The sequence below is a fragment of the Shewanella sp. SM55 genome (assembly GCF_025654025.1).
Taxonomy (GTDB): Bacteria; Pseudomonadota; Gammaproteobacteria; order Enterobacterales; family Shewanellaceae; genus Shewanella; species Shewanella oncorhynchi.
This window is the reverse complement of record NZ_JAKKRS010000007.1, coordinates 197,085-219,278: the sequence shown is the minus strand read 5'-3', so window position 1 is coordinate 219,278 and position 22,194 is coordinate 197,085. Positions and strand designations below refer to the sequence as shown.

Here is a 22,194-nt window from a genome sequence, read left to right as displayed (position 1 = left end):
AGTATCAATAGTCAGACCCATATTCAGGAGGCATTATGCTTAAAAGACTCATGCATGATCATAAACATATAGCTGTATTGCTAAATGTTTTAAAAAACAAGCAAATGAAACTATCCGAAGGTGAGTCAATCAACTTCAGCGTCGTGCGCGATATTGTTGAATATATGCAAGGATATGCTGAACGTTGCCATCATCCCATTGAAGACATTATTTATGCCTACTACCTAGCCCATAAAACGAACGATACTATCGATAAATTGAGTGCCGAACATGAGTCGGTGATCCAATCCTCGGCCACCTTGATGGCGACTTTAAACTTGATCCTCAGTGATATTGTGGTTGCCCGCGAGAAACTGATTGTTGATTTTGCAGAGTATGTCGCATTGCAAGAGCGACATATGCAGATGGAGGAACGGGAAATATTTCCTTTGTTAGCCAAAAGTTTAACTGAGCAAGATTGGCAAGTTATTGAGTTAGAGTGTCAGAAATCGCTGATCGATGATCCTTTGTTTCTGGATCGAGAGCAGAAAGAATTCGAAGATTTACGGGTTTATCTCACAGCATCTGACTAATACTCTTTAGTTTATTAGGTCCATGTTGGTGGGCTTAAGCTGGTGTTTTTATACGGTTGAGGAGTAGATTTTTGATTCCGACTGCGATGTCTCGTGAGCCAAAGTTGGTTGGGATTTGTAAAGTATTATCGGAGTCGATGATGTTCGGTGCCATCGTAAGCTACTGTTATTGATTTATTTTTTAAAATTCCTGCTCGTAAGATCATACCCCGCTTATATTCTGTTTGCTCCAATAGTTGTAAATAAAAAAAGCGCCGAAGGGCGCTTTTCTATTCATGTTTGAAATGATAACTAGCTCATATAAACATGTAATTACAACTGGATAGCATCAATGTCGTAGTTAAAGTTATTATCGATTTCTTGGAGTTCTTTGAGCAAACGATGCTTATCTTTTAACGCTTCGATCTCACGCCATTTACGCTTTTTATTGGAGCCTCGCGAACGATCGGGTCTTTCAACGACTTCATCTAGCGCACAACCATAATCTAAACGATCCATGGCAACCTCCTGTTGTTGTATGTTTTGTCAGCGATTAAATAACATATTTTTAAAACAGGGTGCAAGAATTATGTTTCATTTGTGTTAAGTTGAAATGAACTTTGAGTGATATGTCATTGATGTTATATGCAGAAGTAGAGAGGAGTTAAGCAGAAAAATTTAATAAAAAGAACGGGGTAGAATTAAAAAGCCAGCAATTGCTGGCTTTTTGTTCGATTAGATTTTGCCTTGTCGATAAAGGTTAATCAATGCGTTGCTTGAGGCATCTAAAGCATCGGAATCTTGCTCTGCGCCAATGCGTGCTAACACATCGTTACCGAGATTCTTACCGAGTTCTACACCCCATTGATCGAAGGAGTTGATATCCCAAATAGCACCTTGAACGAAGGTTCTATGTTCATACAAGGCAATTAAAGCGCCTAGGGTACTTGGTGTGAGCTTATCCATAAGTAAAGTATTGCTCGGCTTGTTACCAGGCATGACTTTATGTTGAGCGATCAGCTGCTTCTCTGTGGCGGATAATGCGCTATTAGCAAGTTCGGCTAAAGCTTCATCAAAAGTACGACCTTGCATTAAGGCCTGGGTTTGACCGAAGCAGTTTGACGCTAATTGGTCATGGTGCTCACCGATAGGATTATGGCTTTGCAGCGGCATAATGAAATCGGCAGGGATCAGTGCGGTACCTTGATGTAATAACTGGTGGTAGGCATGTTGGCCATTAGTGCCTTCGCCCCCCCAAATGACGGGACCTGTGCTGTAGTCAACATCAGTACCATTTAAGGTGACTGATTTACCGTTACTTTCCATATCTAGCTGCTGGAAATAAGCGGGTAAACCACGTAGGTAATGATCGTAGGTTAATACGACATGGGACTGAGCATTAAAGAAGTTTCCGTACCATAGGGAGAGTAATCCCATGATAACCGGCATATTCTCAGTCAGTGGTGCTGTGGCGAAGTGCTCATCCATCTGATGCGCACCCGTGAGTAGAGCTCTGAAGTTATCCATACCGATCAAAAGTGCAATCGGCAAGCCAATCGCTGACCAGAGAGAGTAACGGCCACCAACCCAATCCCACATAGGGAAAATATTGTTTGCATCGATACCAAAATCTGTCGCTTTTGCCACGTTTGAAGTGACTGCGACAAAGTGTTTTGCCACATCAGACTGCAAACCGCCTTTCGCTAGGAACCAGTCTCTTGCGGTGAGGGTATTGGTTAAGGTTTCCTGTGTCCCGAAAGATTTGGATGACATTATGAACAAGGTCGTTTCAGGATCCAGTAACTTCAGCTTCTCACTAATAGAAGTCCCGTCGACGTTTGCCACAAAGTGACAATTTAATTCGGGGTTCCAATAAGGGCGCAACGCTTGAGAGACGATTTTGGGGCCTAGGAAAGAGCCGCCAATACCAATACTTACAATATCGGTTATCGCTTTACCTGTGTAACCTTTCCATTGACCTGACGTCACTGAGCTCACAAACCCTTGCATCTTATCTAGAGTTTGTTGAACTTCAGGAACTATGTCTTGACCCTCGGCAATAATCGACTGTTCTGCAGTACTGCGAAGCGCTGTGTGCAGTACGGCGCGCTTCTCTGTGGTGTTAATGATTTCACCTGCAAACATCGCTTTGATTTTTGCTTCAAGTTGGCTATTGCTTGCCAACGCAAATAACAGATCCAGCGTTTCCGCTGTTGCTCTGTTTTTAGAGTAATCCAGTAATAAACCACAGGCTGATAGCGACATTTTATTGAAACGTGCCGCGTCAGTTGCAAACAATTCCCGCATATGCGGAACATTTTTACTGTGTGCTGATAAAGCTTGCCATGTTGAGCTTTGGGTCAAGAGTGTCATTTCACCGTCTCCAGAGTGCTTAGTTCGCGAGCTTAGCCGTGAGCATGACTTCGAGCTTACCTTGGTCTATCGCAAAGTTTCGAATGCCTTCGGCAAGCTTATCAACCGCCATTGGATCTTGGTTAAAGTCCCAACGGAATTGTGCTTCAGTCAATGGGGGTTCTGCAGCGACAGTGGTCGTTGCTGCAACCAGTTTAGGTGTGATGTCAACTTGCGAATTAGCCAGTTCTTCTAATAGAGAAGGGCCAATGGTCAGACGATCGCAACCTGCTAGCTCAATAATTTCACCGATATTACGGAAACTTGCACCCATAACAACAGTGTCAAAACCGTGTTGTTTGTAGTAGTTATAAATTTCAGTCACTGAAATGACACCAGGGTCATTTACGGCATTGTAATCTTTACCCGTATCTTTTTTGTACCAATCAAGTATGCGGCCTACAAAAGGAGAAATGAGGTAAGCACCCGCTTCGGCACACGCACGCGCTTGAGCAAAGCTAAATAGTAGGGTTAAGTTGCAGTTGATGCCTTCTTGCTCTAGTTCTTTAGCGGCACAAATGCCTTCCCAAGTTGAAGCAAGTTTGATCAGAATGCGTGATTTATCTACACCCGCTTCTTTATATAGGCGAACCAATTTATGGGCTTTAGCGATTGATTTTTCTTTATCGAATGATAAACGGGCATCAACTTCAGTTGAAATACGGCCAGGAACGAGTTTCAGTATTTCTACGCCGATATTGACCGCTAGTTTGTCGCTGGCATCATCAAGTTGCTGCACGAGATCGGTACTTTGTGATTTTGCCCAGTCGATAGCGTTATCTATAAGGGATTCATATTCAGGAATTTGAGCCGCTTTCAAGATGAGTGATGGATTAGTGGTCGCATCTTCAGGTTGGTAGCGTTTAATCGCTTCGATGTCGCCTGTGTCAGCGACGATAGTGGTATATAACTTGAGTTGCTCTAATGTATTGGCCATGAAAAACATCCTTCTCAGGTAGCAGTTTTAACTCGGAATTCACTGATGACTATTAGAAGCGATTTTGCCAACTTTTCCAACCTTGAATGTAAAAAAATTACAAAAATGACAATTTTATGTCTATTAAGGTATGGCTCGAGCTACGGGCTATCATCTTGGCTGCAGTAGAGGGCGTCGCTTGTCCTAGTGTATACCCCACAAAAACAAAAAGTCGCTGCAAGCAGCGACTTTTTTACTTCAGTAAGTACTATTACTTCAGAACAGGTTGTTTTGTTGTGGTAGTCACGATAGCTTCGATGCGACGGTTCGCAGCGTGAGCTTCTTTTGAATCACCAGCAACCAATGGCTGAGTAACACCGTAACCGTTAGAAGTTACGCGGCTTCCGCTGATACCATATTTCTCTACAAGAATCTTGGCAACGGCGTCAGCACGTTTGTCAGACAATTCCATGTTGTATTCTGGTTTACCTACATTTGAGGCGTGACCTGCGATTTCAACAGTGAAAGCTGGGTTTTTGTTCAAATAGTTAGCTAATCTTTCGATGTCTTTGTAGTAAACATTTTTAACTACAGCAGAATCGTTAGCAAACTGGATTGAACCTACGTCTTCTTTGTTCTTCACGTTTTCATAGATAGTACAGCCAACAGAGTCAACTTTGTGAGTTGCTGGTGTTGCTGGACATTGATCTTTGTCGTCGTAAACGCCATCGTTGTCAGAATCAACCGGTGCTGCTGCAACGACTGCTGCGGCAACTGGAGCTGCTGCAACTGGAGTTCCGAAACGGTAGCTCAGTTCTAGACCCCAGTAGTTGCTATCAGCTTCAACAATATTGTAATCATCATTTAAGTTTTCATAACGACGATATTTAGCTTGTAATTTTAAGTTGTCAGTGAAGTTATAACCAACACCAGCACCTAAATATGGAGCAAAATCATTTGTACTGTATTTGCTCGACGTTACACCATTGTTTTGGCTGTTTTCGAGTGAATAGTACATTGCACCAGCTTCAGCTGATAGGCTCCAGCGGTTAGCTAGTGGCCAAATACCAACTAGACCAAGTGTAGAACCTTTTACGCTTGCATCATTGCTGATACCCGCTGCGTTCCAATCTGCATTACCTAAATCACGGAAGCCGATTTCAGCACCGAAGTAATCGTTGAACATGTAGCCTGCGAAAACATCCCAAGCGTATGGACTGTCTTCACCATTCTGAGTGGCAACGTGCTCATAGTTATTAACGCCTAAACCGGCACCAACATACCAAGGTGTAAGTTCCTGAGATGCGCTGGCTGCGAGTGGAAGCAGAGATGTCAGTAATACTACTTTTAATGTGTTCTTCATCATTTTATTTACGTCCATTGATTATGATTCTCCACCAATATGCTTTGCTGGTTTTGTGCAAAACATTGCTAGCACTTAGTGTGGGGATCCTTTGATATTTTAGCCAGCGGTTAATTATCACTTGGTTTGTTAACTTTTTCCAGTATTAAGATCAACCTTTTAAAGGTTGTCATTCTGTAACTGGTATTTTTAATGCAAAAAAGGCACTCCGAAGAATGCCTTTAAATTACAATCTAATGTTAATTAGATGTTTCTATTAGCGTGTCCATACCCAATTTTCGATTTCTACTGGGTCTACACCATTCGCTTTAATATAGTTGCGGTGGTCAACTAATCTTTGCAGCATATCAGTGGTAATAGAGACGTGCATAGTTTCATCAATAACACCCTGTTGGAACAGCTTGTAAGCCATATCAATTACAAGGTGATAGCGTGATGTACCGTTACGAACACCCATATCAAATGGCGTTGTTGTTGAACCTTCTTCTTCGTAGCCTTTAATTCTGAAGCGACGGCTGCCTTTGTAATCAAAAATTAACTTTTTGATTGTATTTGGGTAACCATGGTAGTTGAATACCACGCCTTTATCTTGAGTAAATATTTCGTCCATTAACCAAGGTTTTTCTTTAAATTTACGGCTACCTAAGCCATCACTGCTTAATTCAGTGACACTAACGAAGCGGATTTTCACTCTTGGAAGGAGTTCTCTGATTAATACTAGAGAAGCCATACATTCTTGAGTGACATAATCACCACAACCTGCCAGCACAATATCGGGATTCTCATCTGAGGCAAAATCCCACACCATTACGCCGTCTTTTGTTTGTTTACGCGCTTCTTCCAAGCTTAGCCATTGTGGTAATTCTTTTTTACCTGCAACCAGAATATTGAGTTTGTCACGGTCAGCGAAGGCTCGCTCTGTATAAACCAATGTGCTGTTGGCATCTGCGGGTAAGTAAGCCGAGATTATTTTTGGATGTTTCTCCAGCATAGCCCCAAGGAAAGATGGGTTTTGATGTGAATAGCCATTATGATCTTGGCGCTCAAGTAATGAAGATAATACGACATTACAGGCTGGCAGTGGCTTACGGAAATGCACACCTTGGCTGGCGTAGACATATTTACAGTACTGATCGGCCATCGATGAGATAACTTGTGAGAATGCTTCGTAGGTGGGTAGCATGCCGTGCCGGCCTGTTACTGTGTAACCATGTAGCATGCCAAAAAGTAAGTTTTCAGAAAGCAGTTCAATGACTCGACCTTCACGGGACATATCTTCATCCCAACTCTCAATTGGCCACTGCCATGCACGATCGGTTTCTTCAAATACTGCTTGTAATTGATTTGAATAGGTTTCGTCAGGACTAAAAATACGTAGATTACGTTGGTCGCGGTTTAACTTGAACGCATCGCGCATCCATTCGCCCATTTTTAACATTGAATAGCCACGTTGACCACGTGGTACTTCTGGACCATAGCTGAGTTTTTCAAGATCTGGATTGGTTAATGCTCTAACAACTTCCCCGCCATAGGTTAAATGTTGACGGCCACAGGCAAGTTGCTTGGGTGGGATTAATGAACAAATGTCGGCATCAAAAATCAGTTCGCCTTTTTCATTCATTTGGTAGAGTTCTTGGAAGTCGTAACTGGCAAGCCAATTATCCAGCGCATCTAAATGACCCTTATCAGTGGCACATTTATTGACGATTACTTGATGCGATTCGCAGTTACCTTCTAATTTCTTACCTTTATATTCACTAACACCAGTCCAACCTTTGGCTGTGCGCATTAAAATGACTGGCCATTTTGGTTTAACTACGTCTTCGCCACTGCGTGCTCGACGTTGAATGTCATTGATCATGGTGTAAGCGGTATCCATGGCATTTGTCATCTGCACATAGATATCTTCTTCTAATTCGTTATCAACTATGATGGGGAAATAGCCAAGACCACGGAATTCAAGATCCAGTTCTTCATGGCTCATACGTCCCATGCGGGTAGGACCGGAAATCTTATAGCCGTTAATATGCACAATTGGCAATACTGCACCGCTGGTCGCAGGTGAAACTAAGCGGTTTGCATACCAAGATGCGGCTAATGGTCCCGTTTCTGCTTCGCCGTCACCAATTAAGACGGTTGCGATCAGATCTGGATTATCTAATACTGCCCCCCAGCCTACTGAGAGTGAGTAGCCTAATTCGCCACCTTCAAGAATTTGTCCAGGTGCTTCAGGGTTTGCATGTGAAGGATAACCATAAGCGGCAGAAAACTTCTTACAAATATCTTCGATGCCAGTTTCATTGTAGGGAATAGTTTCTGGGTAGAAATGACTTAAAGAGCCTTCAATGAATAAGTTTGCTTGTACAGCAGGAAAACCATGGCCTGGACCGACTAAATAGATAAAAGAGCGGTTATGCTTCACTATCAAGCGGTTAATGTTGGCATAGACAAAGTTAATACCTGGGCAGGTACCCCAATGGCCAAGTAAACGTGGCTTGATATCAGTATGGGTAAGTGGACGTTTATGTAAGACGTTTTGTTTGAGGTAAATTTGCGAGGTCGCAAGAAAGTTTGTCGCTCTGACATACTTTTTCAGAGCATTGATTTCATGTATTTGTGTCATGTTAAGCCTCACTAAAACAAACAAGAGATGATTGAAGTTTCTATGGGGTTACTATATTTGTAGTTTTATTACAAAAATGTGCCCTACATCCAAATTTTAAAAGTTGTTTTTGCTGTTAAATATAATAGCGCAACTTAGAACTTTTGTTAATCTAGCTTTAACAGTAGCTTAGCTAGTGTTGTAAGGCGTGATGTCAATGACGTTTAACTGTGCAAACGCGAGCTTGATCACATGAGCAATTTCGAATACTGTGCTATTTTGCTGCGTTGAATTCGGTAGCCGTGATGTTGTAAATTCACGGAAGGATAATTTGAAAAAATAAATCTACCGAAATTCTTACCTTTAACTTGGAAGGATTCATTCACCACAGATGTTGTACCTTTAATTGCAATTAGAGGAGCATTTGCTACGGGAAGAAGTAAAATAATATGTTAGAAACCATAGTTAATTTTTTGAATGCGCTACTTTGGGGTAAGTTGTTAGTATATGGACTAGTAGGAGCTGGTCTCTATTTCACCATTAGACTTGCCTTTATTCAGTTAACCCACTTTAAACATTCCATCAAAGTTATGACCATGAGTCGGCAAGGTTGCGATAGCGGTCTTTCTTCATTTCAAGTCTTTTGTACAAGTATGGCTGCCCGCGTCGGTGCTGGTAATATGGCCGGTGTTGCTGTTGCTATTGGTGCAGCGGGTCCAGGTGCAGTATTTTGGATGTGGCTTATCGCTATTTTAGGTATGGCGACTGCTATGGTTGAATCAACCTTAGCGCAGGTTTATAAAGTCCGAGATCATAATGGCCAGTTCCGCGGTGGTCCTTCCTACTATATGGAAAAAGGATTGGGTCAGAAATGGATGGGCATTTTATTTGCTGTCTTTTTGATCATTGCTTTTGGTTTAGTATTCAATGCAGTACAAGCTAACACTATTACCGGTGCAATGGAGCGAGTATTTGGTTTTAATCCAACCTATGTAGGGATTGGGCTAGTTATTGCCAGTGGATTTGTGATTGTCGGTGGTCTACGTAAAGTCGCGCGAGTATCTGAATTTCTTGTCCCCATTATGGCCTTAGCCTACATTCTTGTAGCCTTCATTATCGTTATTTTCAACCTAGAACAATTACCTGCGATTATTAGCTTAATTGTGAAAAGTGCTTTTGGTTGGCAAGAAGCTGCCGCTGGCGGCGTGGCTTATACTGTCGCGCAGGCAATGCAAGCGGGTATTGCTCGTGGACTTTTCTCGAACGAAGCGGGTATGGGCAGTGCGGCGAATGTCGCGGCAAGTGCATCGCCTAACCCTAATCATCCAGCATCCCAAGGTTTTGTGCAGATGATGGGTGTGTTTGCGGATACTATCGTTATCTGTACTGCAACGGCTGCGATAATCCTGCTATCAGGGGATATTGGCTCGAGTGATGATGGGATTCGATTAACCATTAATGCCATGTCTGCACATGTTGGCGACTGGGGTGGCGCATTTATTGCGGTGGCTATTTTCTTATTCTGCTTTACATCCATCATAGCCAATTACTCATACGCTGAAACAAATGTGATGTATTTAATGGGAAATAGTACCAAAGCACTGCCTTTATTCCGTTTGTGTGTGCTTGGCATGGTCATGTTTGGTGCCGTCGCTAAGATAAGTTTAGTGTGGAACTTGGCTGACGTTTCGATGGGGTTGATGGCGACGGTAAACATTGTTGCTCTATTACTATTATCGGGTCTGGCAATTCGCGTTATCAATGATTATCGTGAACAGATCAACGCGGGTAAGACTCCAGAATTCGATCGTAGTAAATTTCCTGAGTTGATGGATCAGCTTGATGATGATATTTGGCAAGATACCAGTCTTGTGCCGGCTAAAAAGCTTTAATTAGCCTAGCGCATCGACAATAGCCATTACTGATTGTTGTAATCGAAAAGACCACGCTGTTAAAGCGTGGTTTTTTTATGCTCGTTCAGTATCATAGGCATGTATTTTTGTTTCTGTTGGGAGTTTTTGATGTTGATATTGGTTTCGCCGGCGAAGACCTTAGATTTTGAACAGCCGCCACTGACGCAGGTGTATTCACAACCTGATTTTTTAACTTATAGTCAGGAGTTGATCCAAGTGTGTCGGCAATTGACCCCTACAGACATCGCCACTTTAATGAAGGTGAGCGATAAGATTGCGGGTTTAAATGCGGCACGTTTTGGGGAGTGGCAGCCTGATTTTAGTTTAGATAATGCAAAACAGGCCATTTTTGCTTTTAGAGGCGATGTGTATACTGGCTTTGATGCTGATACATTGTCTGAAGATGAAATTGCTCGAACTCAGTCACAACTACGTATTTTATCTGGACTTTACGGTTTGCTCAGACCGCTGGATTTAATTATGCCTTATCGTTTAGAAATGGGCACGGCGCTTTCTAATCCTAAAGGTAAAAACCTATATGAGTTTTGGGGAGAGACATTAACACAAGCGGTAAATGAAACGCTTGCTGAAACGAGTAGTGATATTATTGTCAATCTTGCATCTAATGAATATTTCAAAGCAATAAAGCCTAAAAAACTTCAAGGGCAATTAATTTCACCCATATTTAAAGATTGTAAAAATGGTCAATATAAAGTGATCAGTTTTTTTGCTAAGCGTGCTAGAGGCATGATGGCGAGATATCTCATTACGCATCAAATTGACACTTTAGATGAATTAAAAGCATTTAATGTTGCTGGTTATTATTATAGTGAAGAGCAGAGTTCTCCAACAAATCCAACGTTTTTACGTGAAGAGCAATAGCGAAATATCGATAAGATGTTAATTGATAGAGAACAGCTAATGCTGTTCTCTATATCATTGATGGCCTATTTTTCAGATTGAGTGACTAAAGGCGTTAATGTCACCGTTGAATTTGCCATGATATAAGCAAATTGTGCGTAGGCGGCGACGTTTTGAGCCAATGCGGCAGGGTCGATTTTATCTAAGGTATCATTCGGTGTGTGATGGTAATCGAAATAATCGTGGCCATCTTGCCTCAGAGATGCAACTGGAACACCTAATGCGGGGAGCATAGATACGTCTGGCCCACCAGAAGCTTGGTTATTGCCCAGTGCAACGCCATTGAATGACATAGGGCTGAGCGCCTGCTGCACTTCTGTGAATATGTTCTCATTCACTTTAGTATCGATTTGATAAATTCTACCGGCCCCAAAATCAGACTCTGCAGCTATGTAGTGCAGCGGTAATTCAGCTTTATGAGCCTCTGCATACGCTTTACCGCCAACGAGCCCAACTTCTTCAGCGGCATATAGCACTACTCTAACAGTGCGAGCGGGTTTTATGGGGAGATCTTGAATATGCTTGGCTGCAGCCGTCACAATGGCGACACCAGCGCCATCATCAATCGCGCCAGTACCTTCATCCCAGGAATCTAAATGAGCACCAATGAGCACTATTTCATTGGGCTTACTACTGCCCGTTACTTCGGCAATGACATTGTAGGAAGTATTAAAACCTAAGTTTTTTGGCGACATATGCAATTCGAGCAGGGCATTAGGATCGCGTTTTAGCAATGCACCAACCAAATCAGCATCGGGATTTGACATGGCAGCCGCGGGGATCTTAGGCACGCCATCTTGGTAGCGCATGATGCCAGTATGGGCCATGCGGTCATGATCTGTGCCAATAGAGCGGATCACGATAGCAACAGCCCCTTTTTGTGCTGCAGCGACTGCCCCTTTCGAGCGGCCACCAACGCTTTTACCATAACCTTCACCAGTGATATGGCGCTCTGTTTTTTGGTCAATAAAAACAATCTTACCTTGCACATCTTCAGGCTTGGCATGTTGTAATGCCTCTAGGCTATCAAAGCGCGCGATTTTAGCTTGTATACCTCCAGCAGGAGTCGCAATACTGCCACCAAGCGCAGTAATGACCAACGGCTGTTCTACAGGGACGGTGATTTTGGATTTGGCTTCACCGCGCTCCCAAATTGGCACTTGTACGGCTTCTTTATAAACACGGTCAAAACCAAGGCTGGTCAGTTTATTTATCGCCCAATTAACGGCGAGGATATCTTTTGGGCTTCCAGCAAGTCTTGGACCCACTTCAACCGTGAGTGACTCGACTAAGTCATAGCTTAATTGCGAAGATAATGCTGCCTGTTGTAATTGAATGACTTCACTAGGGGCAGTTTCTACTTGAGTTTGGCACGCACTTAAACTCCCGATTAAAAGACTCGAGAGAAGTGTAGTTTGATAGGGCTTCATTAGATTTCCTTTATTTTTATTAAGCATGTCCCATTTTTAAAAACAATCTAGCAAAAAGTGTGCTTTATGTCCCGACTATATCCGTAAGGCGACGCTATATTAGCGCAGGGGTTAGTTTTAGGAGAGAAAGTGCGTAATGAATATTGAATTAATGCAGGAGCGAGCCGATCATGCCGTAGTGCTATTAAAGGCACTCGCGAACGAACGCCGTTTATTTATTCTTTGTTATTTATTGAATGAAGGAGAAATGTGCGTTGGCGAAATGAATAAAAAATTAGGCTTAAGTCAATCGGCACTATCACAACATCTTGCTTGGTTACGCAAAGATAATTTAGTAACCACACGCAAAGAAGCGCAAACGGTATTTTATTCACTCAAGAGTGATGAAGTACGGGAGATGATTCACTTATTGAACAACATTTATTGTCATTAATAGTGTTTTTCAGATATAAAAAAACCGGCAATTGCCGGTTTTTTTCATTTGCTATGTTATAGATTAAGCAGCGATTGCTTTGATCTTAGCGTTCAAACGTGCCTTTTGACGAGCGGCTTTATTCTTGTGAATAAGACCTTTAGTCGCCATACGGTCAACGATTGGTTGTGCAACAGCAAAAGCTTCTGTTGCTGTTTTGTGATCGCCTGCTTTAATTGCAGCGATTACTTTTTTAACGTATGTACGTAACATTGAGCGACGGCTGGCGTTATGCTGACGACGCTTTTCAGATTGAAGCGCGCGCTTCTTTGCAGACTTGCTATTAGCCAAGGTGCAACTCCTAAAAACTGGATTTGATACTTTTAAAGGCCGAGGAATATGCCTGCATTTAGTCACTTTGTCAATGACTATGATTGAATATTCATCATAAAGATAAATTAATCCAACCTGCCTTGGCTATCTTCGACCCAACTCGTGTAATATGTGGCGCAATTCTAGCAGCTATTACCGCAGTGTGACAGAGCCTGAATCGATTTTTTGAGATGTATCACCTAATCAATTCGATATGGGTCTGGGGGACGTTTGAGTAGAAAATTATTAAAATCTGGCCTGATTGTTAGTGCTATGACATTGATATCCCGAGTTTTAGGTCTAGTTAGGGATGTGGTTGTTGCTAATTTGATGGGCGCAGGGACAAGTGCTGATGTGTTTTTCTTTGCAAATAAAATTCCTAATTTTTTACGCCGTTTGTTTGCTGAAGGGGCTTTTGCACAGGCGTTTGTACCTGTTTTAACTGAGTACCAAGAGAAACATACTGCAGAAGAGACTCGTGATTTATTGAGTAAAGTTGCGGGCACATTAGGTTTACTAGTGACAATAGTGACCCTTTTGGGGGTGGTTGCATCACCTGTATTGTCAGCTTTATTCGGTGGTGGTTGGTTCATCGCTTGGCTTAACAACGAGCCAGATGGTGCTAAATTTGAACTCGCTACCGTTGTGCTTAAAATTACTTTTCCTTATCTGTGGTTTATCACATTTACGGCATTAGCGGGCTCAATTTTAAATACCCGAGGCCGTTTTGCGGTATCGGCTTTTACACCCGTTTTTCTCAATGTGGCAATTATTGCGGCGGCTATTTTCTATGCGCCTACATCGACCCAGCCTGAGGTTACCTTGGCTTGGGGCGTTTTTTGTGGTGGTTTGATTCAGTTCCTATTTCAAATTCCCTTTTTGTTGCGTGAAAATGCGCTCGTCAAGCCTTCTTGGGGCTGGCATCACCCAGGCGTGGTGAAAATCAGAACTTTGATGATCCCAGCATTGTTTGGCGTGTCTGTCTCACAGATTAACCTGCTATTTGATACATTTATCGCCAGTTTTTTGATGACGGGTTCAATAAGTTGGCTCTATTATGCCGACCGTTTACTCGAATTTCCCTTAGGATTGTTTGGGATCGCGATTGCTACTGTGATTTTACCTGCGCTGTCACGAAACCATGTGAATGACGAAGGTGCGGGCTTTGGCAAGACGATGGATTGGGGGATTAAAGCGATTCTACTGCTAGGTCTACCGGCTATGATGGGGTTGATCGTGCTCGCAAAGCCCATGCTGATGGTATTATTTATGCGCGGCGCTTTTTCATTGCATGATGTTGAAATGGCTTCCTATAGTTTGATGGCTTATGGTAGTGGTTTGCTTAGCTTTATGCTGATTAAGGTGCTTGCTCCTGGCTATTACTCTCGTCAAGATACCAAAACACCTGTGCGTTATGGCATTATTGCCATGATCACAAACATGGGCTTTAACTTGCTGTTTGCTATTCCTTTTGGGTATGTTGGACTGGCGATTGCGACCTCAATGTCAGCATTGCTAAACGCCACATTACTATACCGAGGCTTGCATTTAGCTGGCGTTTATCGTGTTTCTAGGCCGACTATGGTGTTTTTTGCTAAAGCCGTGGTCTCTACAGCCTTGATGGTGGTAGTCTTGTATTACTTTTTGCCTTCACAACAAATTTGGTTAGATTGGCATTTGTTCGATCGTGCGAAAGCCTTGATAGGCTTAATTTTAGTTGGGGCAGTCAGTTACTTATTGTGTCTGCTTTTGCTCGGAATTCGTCCTTGGTCAATTAAACGGGGAGCTTGATTGCTGATTCTCATCGCTAGCTGTTATATAATCAGCCGATTTGCGCTTGGCAGTTGTCTAACGTTATGGAATTAATCCGCGGTATACATAACATTTTGTCATCCCACCACGGGTGTGTATTGACTATAGGTAATTTTGACGGCGTCCATCGTGGTCATGCACAGGTGATTGCGAGCTTAGTGCAGAAGGCGAAGCAGTTATCGTTGCCATCGACATTAATGACGTTTGAACCTCAGCCGCAAGAATTGTTTAGCGGCGACAACGCGCCGGCTCGTTTAAGTTTATTACGTGATAAAGTCATTTTGCTCGATGAACTTGGGGTTGAGCGGTTAGTGTGTGTTAACTTTAATCGCACTTTTGCTAATCAACCTGCAGAGCATTTTATTGAAGAATTGTTGGTCCGCAAACTGGGTGTCAAATACCTCGTCGTCGGTGATGATTTTTGTTTTGGTCAAGGCCGTAAAGGCAATTTTGAAATGCTAGTACAGGCGGGTATCCAATATGGCTTTACTGTGGTCAGCACTCAAAGTTTTATGCTGGGCTCGCAAAGAGTGAGCTCGACTGCTGTGCGTGAACAATTGGCGAAGGGCAATCTTGAACAGGCTAGACGCCTATTAGGGCACCCTTTTACCTTGAGTGGTCGTGTAGCGCATGGGCAAAAAATTGGCCGCACAATTGGTTTCCCCACCGCTAATATCGCCTTAAAGCGCAATGTTGTGCCGGTACGCGGTGTGTTTGCGGTTAAATGTTATTGGGATAACAGCGATATTTATGAGGGCGTAGCCAATATTGGGTTTCGCCCGACAGTGAACGGTCAAGTGTGTCAGCTTGAGGTGCATCTTTTTGATTTTGAAGGTGACATTTACGGCAAACATGTTGAAGTCGAGTTGGTAGCTAAACTCCGAGATGAGCAACCTTTTGACTCATTGGATGCGCTAAAAAAACAGATTTTAAATGATGCAAATGAAGCCAGAGCTTTATTTGGTAATGATGCAGGCTGAAATTTATCAGTTTAATTAACGGTATAGGATCAATGAGCGACTATAAATTTACTTTGAATTTGCCGGAAACAGAGTTTCCGATGCGTGGTAATTTGGCAAATCGCGAGCCAGAGATGTTAGAGCGCTGGACAAAAGACGGTTTGTATCAACAGATCCGTGATAGCCGAATTGGCCGTACTCCCTTCATTTTGCATGACGGCCCACCGTATGCGAATGGCAGTATTCATATTGGTCACTCAGTTAATAAAATCCTCAAGGATATTATTGTTAAGTCAAAAACTATGTCTGGTTTTGACGCACCTTATGTACCAGGTTGGGATTGCCATGGTTTGCCTATTGAGCTGAAAGTTGAGCAAAAAGTGGGTAAGCCAGGTCAAAAAATCACTGCAGCAGAATTCCGTGAAGAATGCCGTAAATACGCTGCAGAGCAAGTTAACGGCCAACGTGAAGACTTTATCCGTTTAGGTGTGTTGGGTGATTGGCAAAATCCGTACTTAACAATGGATTTTTCGACGGAAGCTAATATCGTTCGTTCTTTATCGAAAGTGATTGAGAGTGGTCACTTGCATAAAGGCGTCAAACCTGTGCATTGGTGTACCGACTGTGGTTCAGCGTTAGCCGAAGCCGAAGTCGAATATGAAGATAAGACATCACCCGCAATCGATGTGGCGTTTGTCGCCGCTGACAGTAAAGCCGTTGCGGTTAAGTTTGGGGTAAGCGATTACTCACATCCTGTCTCTATGGTAATTTGGACGACCACGCCATGGACGCTACCAGCGAACCGCGCCTTGTCTTTGAGTCCTGAACTGGATTACAGCTTAGTCGAATTCGAAAAAGACGGTGTGACGCAAGCGCTTATTTTAGCTGAAGTCTTGGTTGAATCTTGCCTGACTCGCTATAACATCGAAAGCCATACAGTGCTTGGTACAACCAAAGGCGCTGCGCTTGAGCTTGTCCGCTTTAATCACCCGTTCTTGGATTTTGATGTGCCTGCAATTTTAGGCGATCATGTTACTACTGATGCGGGTACTGGTATCGTTCATACTGCCCCTGGTCACGGTCAAGACGACTTTGTTGTTGGGCAAAAGTACGGCTTAGAAGTCGCAAACCCTGTTGGCGACAACGGTGTATACAAGCCTGATACTGAGTATTTTGCTGGGCAACATGTTTTTAAAGCTAACGATAACGTCGTAGCTTTACTGAGAGAAAAAGGTGCCTTGCTGAATCACGTGGCTTACCGTCACAGCTACCCACATTGCTGGCGCCACAAAACACCAATTATATTCCGCGCGACACCGCAGTGGTTCATCTCTATGGATAACCACGGCCTACGTACGCAAGCATTGAAAGAAATCGAACAAACCCAATGGATCCCTGATTGGGGCCAAAGTCGTATCGAAAAAATGGTTGAAAACCGCCCTGACTGGTGTATCTCACGCCAACGTACTTGGGGTGTGCCTATCACGCTGTTTGTGAACCGAGAAACCGAAGAGTTGCACCCTGATAGCGTGTCGTTAATGGAACGCGTGGCGAATCGTATCGAACAGCAGGGTATTCAAGCTTGGTGGGATCTTGATGCCGCAGAATTGCTGGGTGATGAAGCGGAACAATACCGTAAAGTCACTGATACTTTGGACGTTTGGTATGACTCAGGTTCAACCTTCTCATCAGTGGTAGCCGCACGTCCTGAATTCCACGGACACGGGGTTGACTTGTATCTTGAAGGTAGCGATCAACATCGCGGTTGGTTTATGTCATCTTTGATGATTTCAACCGCAATGAATGGCAAAGCACCGTATAAGCAAGTACTTACCCACGGTTTTACCGTCGATGGTAAAGGCCGTAAGATGTCAAAATCTATTGGTAACGTGATTGCACCACAAACGGTAACCAACAAATTAGGCGCCGACATTCTGCGTTTATGGGTTGCGGCAACAGATTACAGCGGTGAGATGACGGTTTCTGACGAAATCTTAAATCGCAGCGCCGATGCCTATCGTCGTATTCGCAACACTGCGCGTTTCTTATTAGCCAACTTAAACGGTTTCGAGCCCGCTAAGGATTTAGTGGCCGTTGAAGATATGGTGGCGTTAGATCGTTGGGTTGTTCGCCGTGCCGCTGCGCTACAACAGGAAATCATCGAAGCCTATGATCAATATAACTTCCATATAGTGACTCAAAAACTGATGCAGTTCTGCTCGGTTGAGTTAGGCAGTTTCTATCTGGACATCATTAAAGATCGCCAATATACGGCTAAGCAAGAAGGCCATGCACGCCGTAGTTGTCAATCGGCGCTGTATCTGATCTCTGAGGCCATGGTGCGTTGGATTGCGCCAATTCTAAGCTTCACTGCTGACGAAGTATGGCAATTACTGCCTGGCGAGCGTGATGCTTATGTCTTTACCCAAGAGTGGTATCAAGGCTTGAAATCAGTCACCTTAGCGACTGATTTGAGCGATGACTATTGGCAGCAGTTGCTAACCGTGCGTAATGAAGTCAACAAAGTGATTGAACAAGCTCGCCGCGACAAACGTATCGGTGGCTCATTAGAAGCTGAAGTGACCTTGTTTGCGGATGCTACCTTGACTGAGCAATTAACCCATATCGGCGATGAGCTGAGATTTGTGTTGTTGACCTCTGAAGCCAAAGTATTGCCTTTAGCCGATGCGACATTGGAAGCGGTTGAGACTGAGTTGGCATCACTGAAATTAGTGGTTGCTTCAAGCACTGCCGAGAAGTGTGAGCGTTGTTGGCACCACAGAGAAGAGGTTGGCACTATTGAGGCTCACCCAACACTTTGTACTCGCTGCGTAACCAATATTGAAGGTGACGGCGAAGTTCGTCAGTTTGCGTAAAGGATCTGTATGCCATTAACTTGGAAAGACAGTGGCTTACGTTGGTATTGGGTAGCTGTATTGGTGTTTTTAGCCGATCAGCTATCTAAGCAATGGGTCTTAGCCAATTTTGATTTGTATGAATCAGTGAAATTATTGCCCTTCTTTAATTTCACTTATGTACGTAACTATGGTGCAGCTTTTAGTTTTTTAAGTGAAGCTGGAGGTTGGCAGCGCTGGCTGTTTACGATTGTTGCGATTGGATTCAGTACGTTATTGACTGTGTGGTTGCGTAAGCAATCGTCTTCTTTGTGGAAACTGAATCTAGCTTACACCTTAGTGATTGGTGGTGCTTTAGGTAATTTAGTCGATCGATTGATGCATGGTTTCGTGGTTGATTTTATCGATTTCTTCTGGAATAAGAGCCATTATCCAGCATTCAATATTGCCGACGCTGCTATTTGTATCGGTGCAGTGCTGATTATTTGGGATGCATTTGTAAGCGATAAGTCTGAAGCTGATAGCGCTGAAGGGGTTAAAAAGTGACTGTGACACGTTCATTATTATGCCACATGAACATTGTGCTTGCTGATGGCTCAACTGCCGATAGCACTAAAGCCTCGGGTAAACCGGCTCGATTAAATGTGGGTGATGGTACTTTAAGTCCTGCATTTGAGGCGCAGCTGGTGACGCTTGCTGAAGGTGATAAGCACAGTTTCACGCTTGAAGCGATTGATGCCTTTGGCGAATCCAATCCTGATGCTATCCATTATCTAGATCGAAGCCGTTTTCCGGCTGACATGAGTTTAGAGGCTGGCGTGATTGTGAGTTTTGCTGGCCCTGGTGGTAGTGAGATCCCTGGTATTGTCCGTGATGTTGCGGGTGATTCCATCACAGTCGATCTTAATCATCCTCTGGCAGGACACAAGATCACTTTTGAACTGGACGTAGTAAAGGTATTTTAAGATGAAACTCGATCCTACTAGCCCAAGTTTAAATATTATGCTCGCTAACCCGCGCGGTTTTTGTGCGGGTGTTGATCGTGCTATCAGTATTGTTGAACGGGCGTTGGAATTATTTTCGCCGCCTATCTATGTTCGCCATGAAGTCGTGCATAACCGCTATGTCGTGCAGAATCTGAAGGATCGCGGTGCGGTTTTTGTCGAAGAGTTAGATCAAGTGCCGGATAACAACATTGTTATCTTCAGTGCCCATGGTGTATCTCAAGCGGTGAGACAAGAGGCTAAGGCGCGAGGGCTGAGAGTCTTTGATGCGACGTGTCCTTTAGTGACTAAAGTACATCTTCAGGTGACGCGTGCCAGCCGCAAAGGTATTGAGTGCATCCTGATTGGCCATGAAGGGCACCCTGAAGTCGAGGGTACTATGGGTCAATACGATAATCCTAATGGTGGCGTTTATCTGATTGAATCGCCTGCTGATGTTGAAGCTTTGGAAGTGCGCGATCCCAATAATCTCTGCTTCGTGACACAAACTACTTTGTCTGTAGATGATACTTTGGACATTATTGTTGCGTTACAGAAAAGGTTTCCCTCTATAGAAGGTCCGCGAAAAGACGATATTTGTTATGCAACGCAGAATCGTCAAGATGCGGTACGCAATTTATCTGCAGACGTTGATTTATTGATTGTTGTTGGCTCAAAGAACAGCTCTAACTCTAATCGTTTACGCGAGCTAGCATTGAAAACAGGAACCCAGTCTTATCTAGTGGATACTGCAGATGATGTTGAGTCTAGTTGGTTTGATAATGTTACACGTGTAGCCGTCACCGCTGGAGCTTCAGCCCCCGAGGTTTTAGTCCAACAAGTGGTTCAAGCAATCGCTAAACTTGCTCCTAGTGTTGTGACTGAAGTTGAAGGGCGTAAAGAAGACACTGTTTTTGCTGTGCCAGCCGAATTACGTTAAATCTGTGTACTGTTTAATCGTCAATAAAAAAGAGGCTATAAGCCTCTTTTTTATTGTCTCAAATTCATTCAAAGCATAATGATGTCAATGCTTATGTGCTAATGTTACTGGCTACTTACATTTTACTCATCTATTATTAACTGTTGGTAATTTTTATCGTAATACTAAGATTTTTAAAGGTAAATAGCTGAAAAGCTTGTCAAAAATATGGCTAAAATCGAAAGGTTGACACAAAGGGAATTTCAACGGGGCTTCTCATTAATTGAAGTGCTTGTTGCGTTAGTGATCTTAGTCATTGGCTTAATTGGCATTTTTAATCTGCATATTGTTGCAAAGCGTGGCAGCTTTGAATCCTTTCAGCAAACTCAAGCCTCCTACTATGCAAACGACATAATTAATCGAATGAAGCTGAATAGAGCGCAGCTGGGTAATTACGCTGGTGAGTATACTGGCTCTCTTAATAAACCAGGCAATGTTTGTGACGTTGCTGTTGGCGCAGTGAGTATATGTACTCCAGAAGAGACTGAAGCTTGGGATCTTTACCAGTGGGAACAGAGTTTTATGGGGGCTGCTGAAGTTATGGATAGCCAGAATGTTGGTGGGTTAGACTCTCCAACAGCATGCATTAATGTAGATGGTTCAACTGTAACGGTCGCAATTGCGTGGAGAGGGATCCGAGAGGGCGCGGGTACAAGTTATTCTGGGAGTGAATGTGGAGAAGATATTGGTACGCGTAGGCGGCTTTTTATTCTTTCGACAATGATTATTTAGGTTAACTATGTATGGATAATTTAAAAAACTGTGAGAAAGGGATGTCGCTGGTTGAGCTAATGGTCTCTATGGTCATTGGCTTATTTCTCACTCTTGGGCTTTTTGGCATGTTTAGTATGTCTTCTTCCAATGTGATCACAACGAGCCAGTTTAACCAATTGCAAGAAAATGGACGAATAGCTTTGTCGCTCATGGAAAGAGACATTAGTCAGTTAGGTTTTATGGGGGACATAACGGGAACTGATTTTGTACTTGGAACCAATATGACCTTGAGGGATGGTGTTGCAAATGATTGTATTGGTGCAGGTGTAAATAACGGTACTTTACCTAATGCTGAACCTGCACACTTTAGGCGTCTATGGGGATATGAAGAGGGCGAGAGTGGGGATACATTAAGTTGCTTATCAGGTGTGAATCAGAATACGGATGTCATTCAAATTAAAAGATTAGTTGGCCCACCAGTGACTAATCCCAATGGCGAGCGTTTTTATATGGCTGCAACTTCGAGTGAAGCTGTGATGTTTAAAGGCGGTAATCCTCCCAATCCAGTACTCGAAAATGCTCGTTTTTGGGAATATCAGCATCATATTTATTTTATTAAAAATGATGGTTCTGTACCTGTTCTACGCCGAAAAACATTAACCAAGAATAATGGCATGAATAACGAAGAGCAGTTAGTTGAAGGCATTGAGAATATGCGTATTCTTTATGGTTTTGATAGTAATGGAGATGATACCGCCGATAGTTTTATGCCTGCAGAAAATGTAACCACATTAATGTGGGACAACGAATTATTTCAAAGGCTTGTTGCCTTAAGGGTTTTCTTGTTGGTTCGTGCTATTGATGAAGATAAAAGTTACACCAATGAAACTACTTATACTCTGGGCGATAAGGAAATTAAAAATTTGAATGATCATTATCGACGCAAGATAGTTTCGACGACTATGGTGCTTGCTAATCCAGTGTTAATTAGAAATTAGAA

The 22,194-nt window shown here is 43.1% G+C and carries 19 protein-coding genes; 12 read left to right on the top strand and 7 right to left on the bottom strand.

Annotation, left to right across the window (positions count from 1 at the left end):
- Window positions 1–35 precede the first annotated feature (35 nt).
- A complete protein-coding gene (locus L5L91_RS11435) occupies window positions 36–572 on the top strand; it encodes a hemerythrin domain-containing protein (RefSeq protein WP_105249947.1) in 537 nt (178 codons plus the stop codon).
- 312 nt (window positions 573–884) lie between these two features.
- Here the strand turns inward: L5L91_RS11435 and L5L91_RS11430 are convergent, their stop codons facing one another.
- From L5L91_RS11430 to L5L91_RS11410, 5 genes are all read right to left on the bottom strand, one after another.
- A complete protein-coding gene (locus L5L91_RS11430) occupies window positions 885–1,070 on the bottom strand; it encodes a DUF3545 family protein (protein ID WP_006080618.1) in 186 nt (61 codons plus the stop codon).
- A 216-nt stretch (window positions 1,071–1,286) separates the two neighbouring features.
- Entirely contained in the window at window positions 1,287–2,924 is a 1,638-nt protein-coding gene (pgi, locus tag L5L91_RS11425; protein WP_168823543.1) for a glucose-6-phosphate isomerase, read from the bottom strand.
- 19 nt (window positions 2,925–2,943) lie between these two features.
- Window positions 2,944–3,900, bottom strand: coding sequence for a transaldolase (gene tal, locus L5L91_RS11420; RefSeq protein ID WP_028760931.1), 957 nt, complete (start codon window positions 3,898–3,900; stop codon window positions 2,944–2,946).
- Window positions 3,901–4,150: 250 nt separating this feature from the next.
- Window positions 4,151–5,260 carry an OmpA family protein gene (locus L5L91_RS11415; RefSeq protein WP_028760930.1) on the bottom strand — a complete coding sequence of 370 codons (1,110 nt, stop codon included), beginning with the start codon at window positions 5,258–5,260 and terminating at the stop codon, window positions 4,151–4,153.
- A 238-nt stretch (window positions 5,261–5,498) separates the two neighbouring features.
- A complete protein-coding gene (locus L5L91_RS11410; protein ID WP_263236571.1) occupies window positions 5,499–7,865 on the bottom strand; it encodes a phosphoketolase family protein in 2,367 nt (788 codons plus the stop codon).
- A 428-nt stretch (window positions 7,866–8,293) separates the two neighbouring features.
- Here L5L91_RS11410 and L5L91_RS11405 point away from each other — a divergent pair, with 428 nt between their 5' ends.
- Together L5L91_RS11405 and yaaA are read left to right on the top strand one after the other, a co-directional pair.
- Complete coding sequence (locus tag L5L91_RS11405) at window positions 8,294–9,736, top strand: alanine/glycine:cation symporter family protein (protein ID WP_113941318.1); 1,443 nt, start codon at window positions 8,294–8,296, stop codon at window positions 9,734–9,736.
- Between the two features lie 129 nt (window positions 9,737–9,865).
- Entirely contained in the window at window positions 9,866–10,639 is a 774-nt protein-coding gene (yaaA, locus tag L5L91_RS11400; RefSeq protein WP_263236568.1) for a peroxide stress protein YaaA, read from the top strand.
- A gap of 65 nt (window positions 10,640–10,704) precedes the next feature.
- Here yaaA and L5L91_RS11395 read toward each other — a convergent pair whose 3' ends face one another.
- Window positions 10,705–12,108 carry a M28 family metallopeptidase gene (locus L5L91_RS11395; RefSeq protein WP_263236566.1) on the bottom strand — a complete coding sequence of 468 codons (1,404 nt, stop codon included), beginning with the start codon at window positions 12,106–12,108 and terminating at the stop codon, window positions 10,705–10,707.
- 136 nt (window positions 12,109–12,244) lie between these two features.
- Between L5L91_RS11395 and L5L91_RS11390 the strand changes: the two genes are divergently transcribed.
- On the top strand, window positions 12,245–12,541 hold the full coding sequence (locus tag L5L91_RS11390; protein ID WP_006084975.1) for an ArsR/SmtB family transcription factor: 297 nt from the start codon (window positions 12,245–12,247) through the stop codon (window positions 12,539–12,541).
- A gap of 63 nt (window positions 12,542–12,604) precedes the next feature.
- Here the strand turns inward: L5L91_RS11390 and rpsT are convergent, their stop codons facing one another.
- The gene (gene rpsT / locus L5L91_RS11385; protein WP_011790375.1) at window positions 12,605–12,871 is read right to left on the bottom strand and encodes a 30S ribosomal protein S20; all 267 of its coding nucleotides are present in this window, start codon (window positions 12,869–12,871) and stop codon (window positions 12,605–12,607) included.
- A 252-nt stretch (window positions 12,872–13,123) separates the two neighbouring features.
- On the opposite strand from rpsT, the gene murJ reads away from it, so the two are divergent.
- The 8 genes from murJ (at window position 13,124) to L5L91_RS11345 (ending at window position 22,192) form a co-directional block, all read left to right on the top strand.
- Window positions 13,124–14,683, top strand: a complete 1,560-nt coding sequence (gene murJ, locus L5L91_RS11380) for a murein biosynthesis integral membrane protein MurJ (RefSeq protein ID WP_113941315.1) — start codon at window positions 13,124–13,126, stop codon at window positions 14,681–14,683.
- Between the two features lie 65 nt (window positions 14,684–14,748).
- Window positions 14,749–15,684: a bifunctional riboflavin kinase/FAD synthetase gene (gene ribF / locus L5L91_RS11375; protein ID WP_263236561.1), complete on the top strand. Its 936-nt coding sequence runs from the start codon at window positions 14,749–14,751 to the stop codon at window positions 15,682–15,684.
- 32 nt (window positions 15,685–15,716) lie between these two features.
- On the top strand, window positions 15,717–18,539 hold the full coding sequence (ileS, locus tag L5L91_RS11370) for an isoleucine--tRNA ligase (protein WP_263180754.1): 2,823 nt from the start codon (window positions 15,717–15,719) through the stop codon (window positions 18,537–18,539).
- Between the two features lie 9 nt (window positions 18,540–18,548).
- Complete coding sequence (gene lspA / locus L5L91_RS11365) at window positions 18,549–19,064, top strand: signal peptidase II (RefSeq protein WP_131525273.1); 516 nt, start codon at window positions 18,549–18,551, stop codon at window positions 19,062–19,064.
- The gene (gene fkpB / locus L5L91_RS11360) at window positions 19,061–19,483 is read left to right on the top strand and encodes an FKBP-type peptidyl-prolyl cis-trans isomerase (protein WP_028760921.1); all 423 of its coding nucleotides are present in this window, start codon (window positions 19,061–19,063) and stop codon (window positions 19,481–19,483) included. Before lspA ends, fkpB begins: the two co-directional genes overlap by 4 nt.
- A gap of 1 nt (window position 19,484) precedes the next feature.
- Window positions 19,485–20,441, top strand: a complete 957-nt coding sequence (gene ispH / locus L5L91_RS11355) for a 4-hydroxy-3-methylbut-2-enyl diphosphate reductase (protein WP_028760920.1) — start codon at window positions 19,485–19,487, stop codon at window positions 20,439–20,441.
- A gap of 183 nt (window positions 20,442–20,624) precedes the next feature.
- Window positions 20,625–21,212, top strand: coding sequence for a type IV pilus modification protein PilV (gene pilV, locus L5L91_RS11350; protein WP_263201828.1), 588 nt, complete (start codon window positions 20,625–20,627; stop codon window positions 21,210–21,212).
- 11 nt (window positions 21,213–21,223) lie between these two features.
- A complete protein-coding gene (locus L5L91_RS11345; protein WP_028760918.1) occupies window positions 21,224–22,192 on the top strand; it encodes a PilW family protein in 969 nt (322 codons plus the stop codon).
- The last annotated feature ends 2 nt before the right edge of the window (window positions 22,193–22,194 follow it).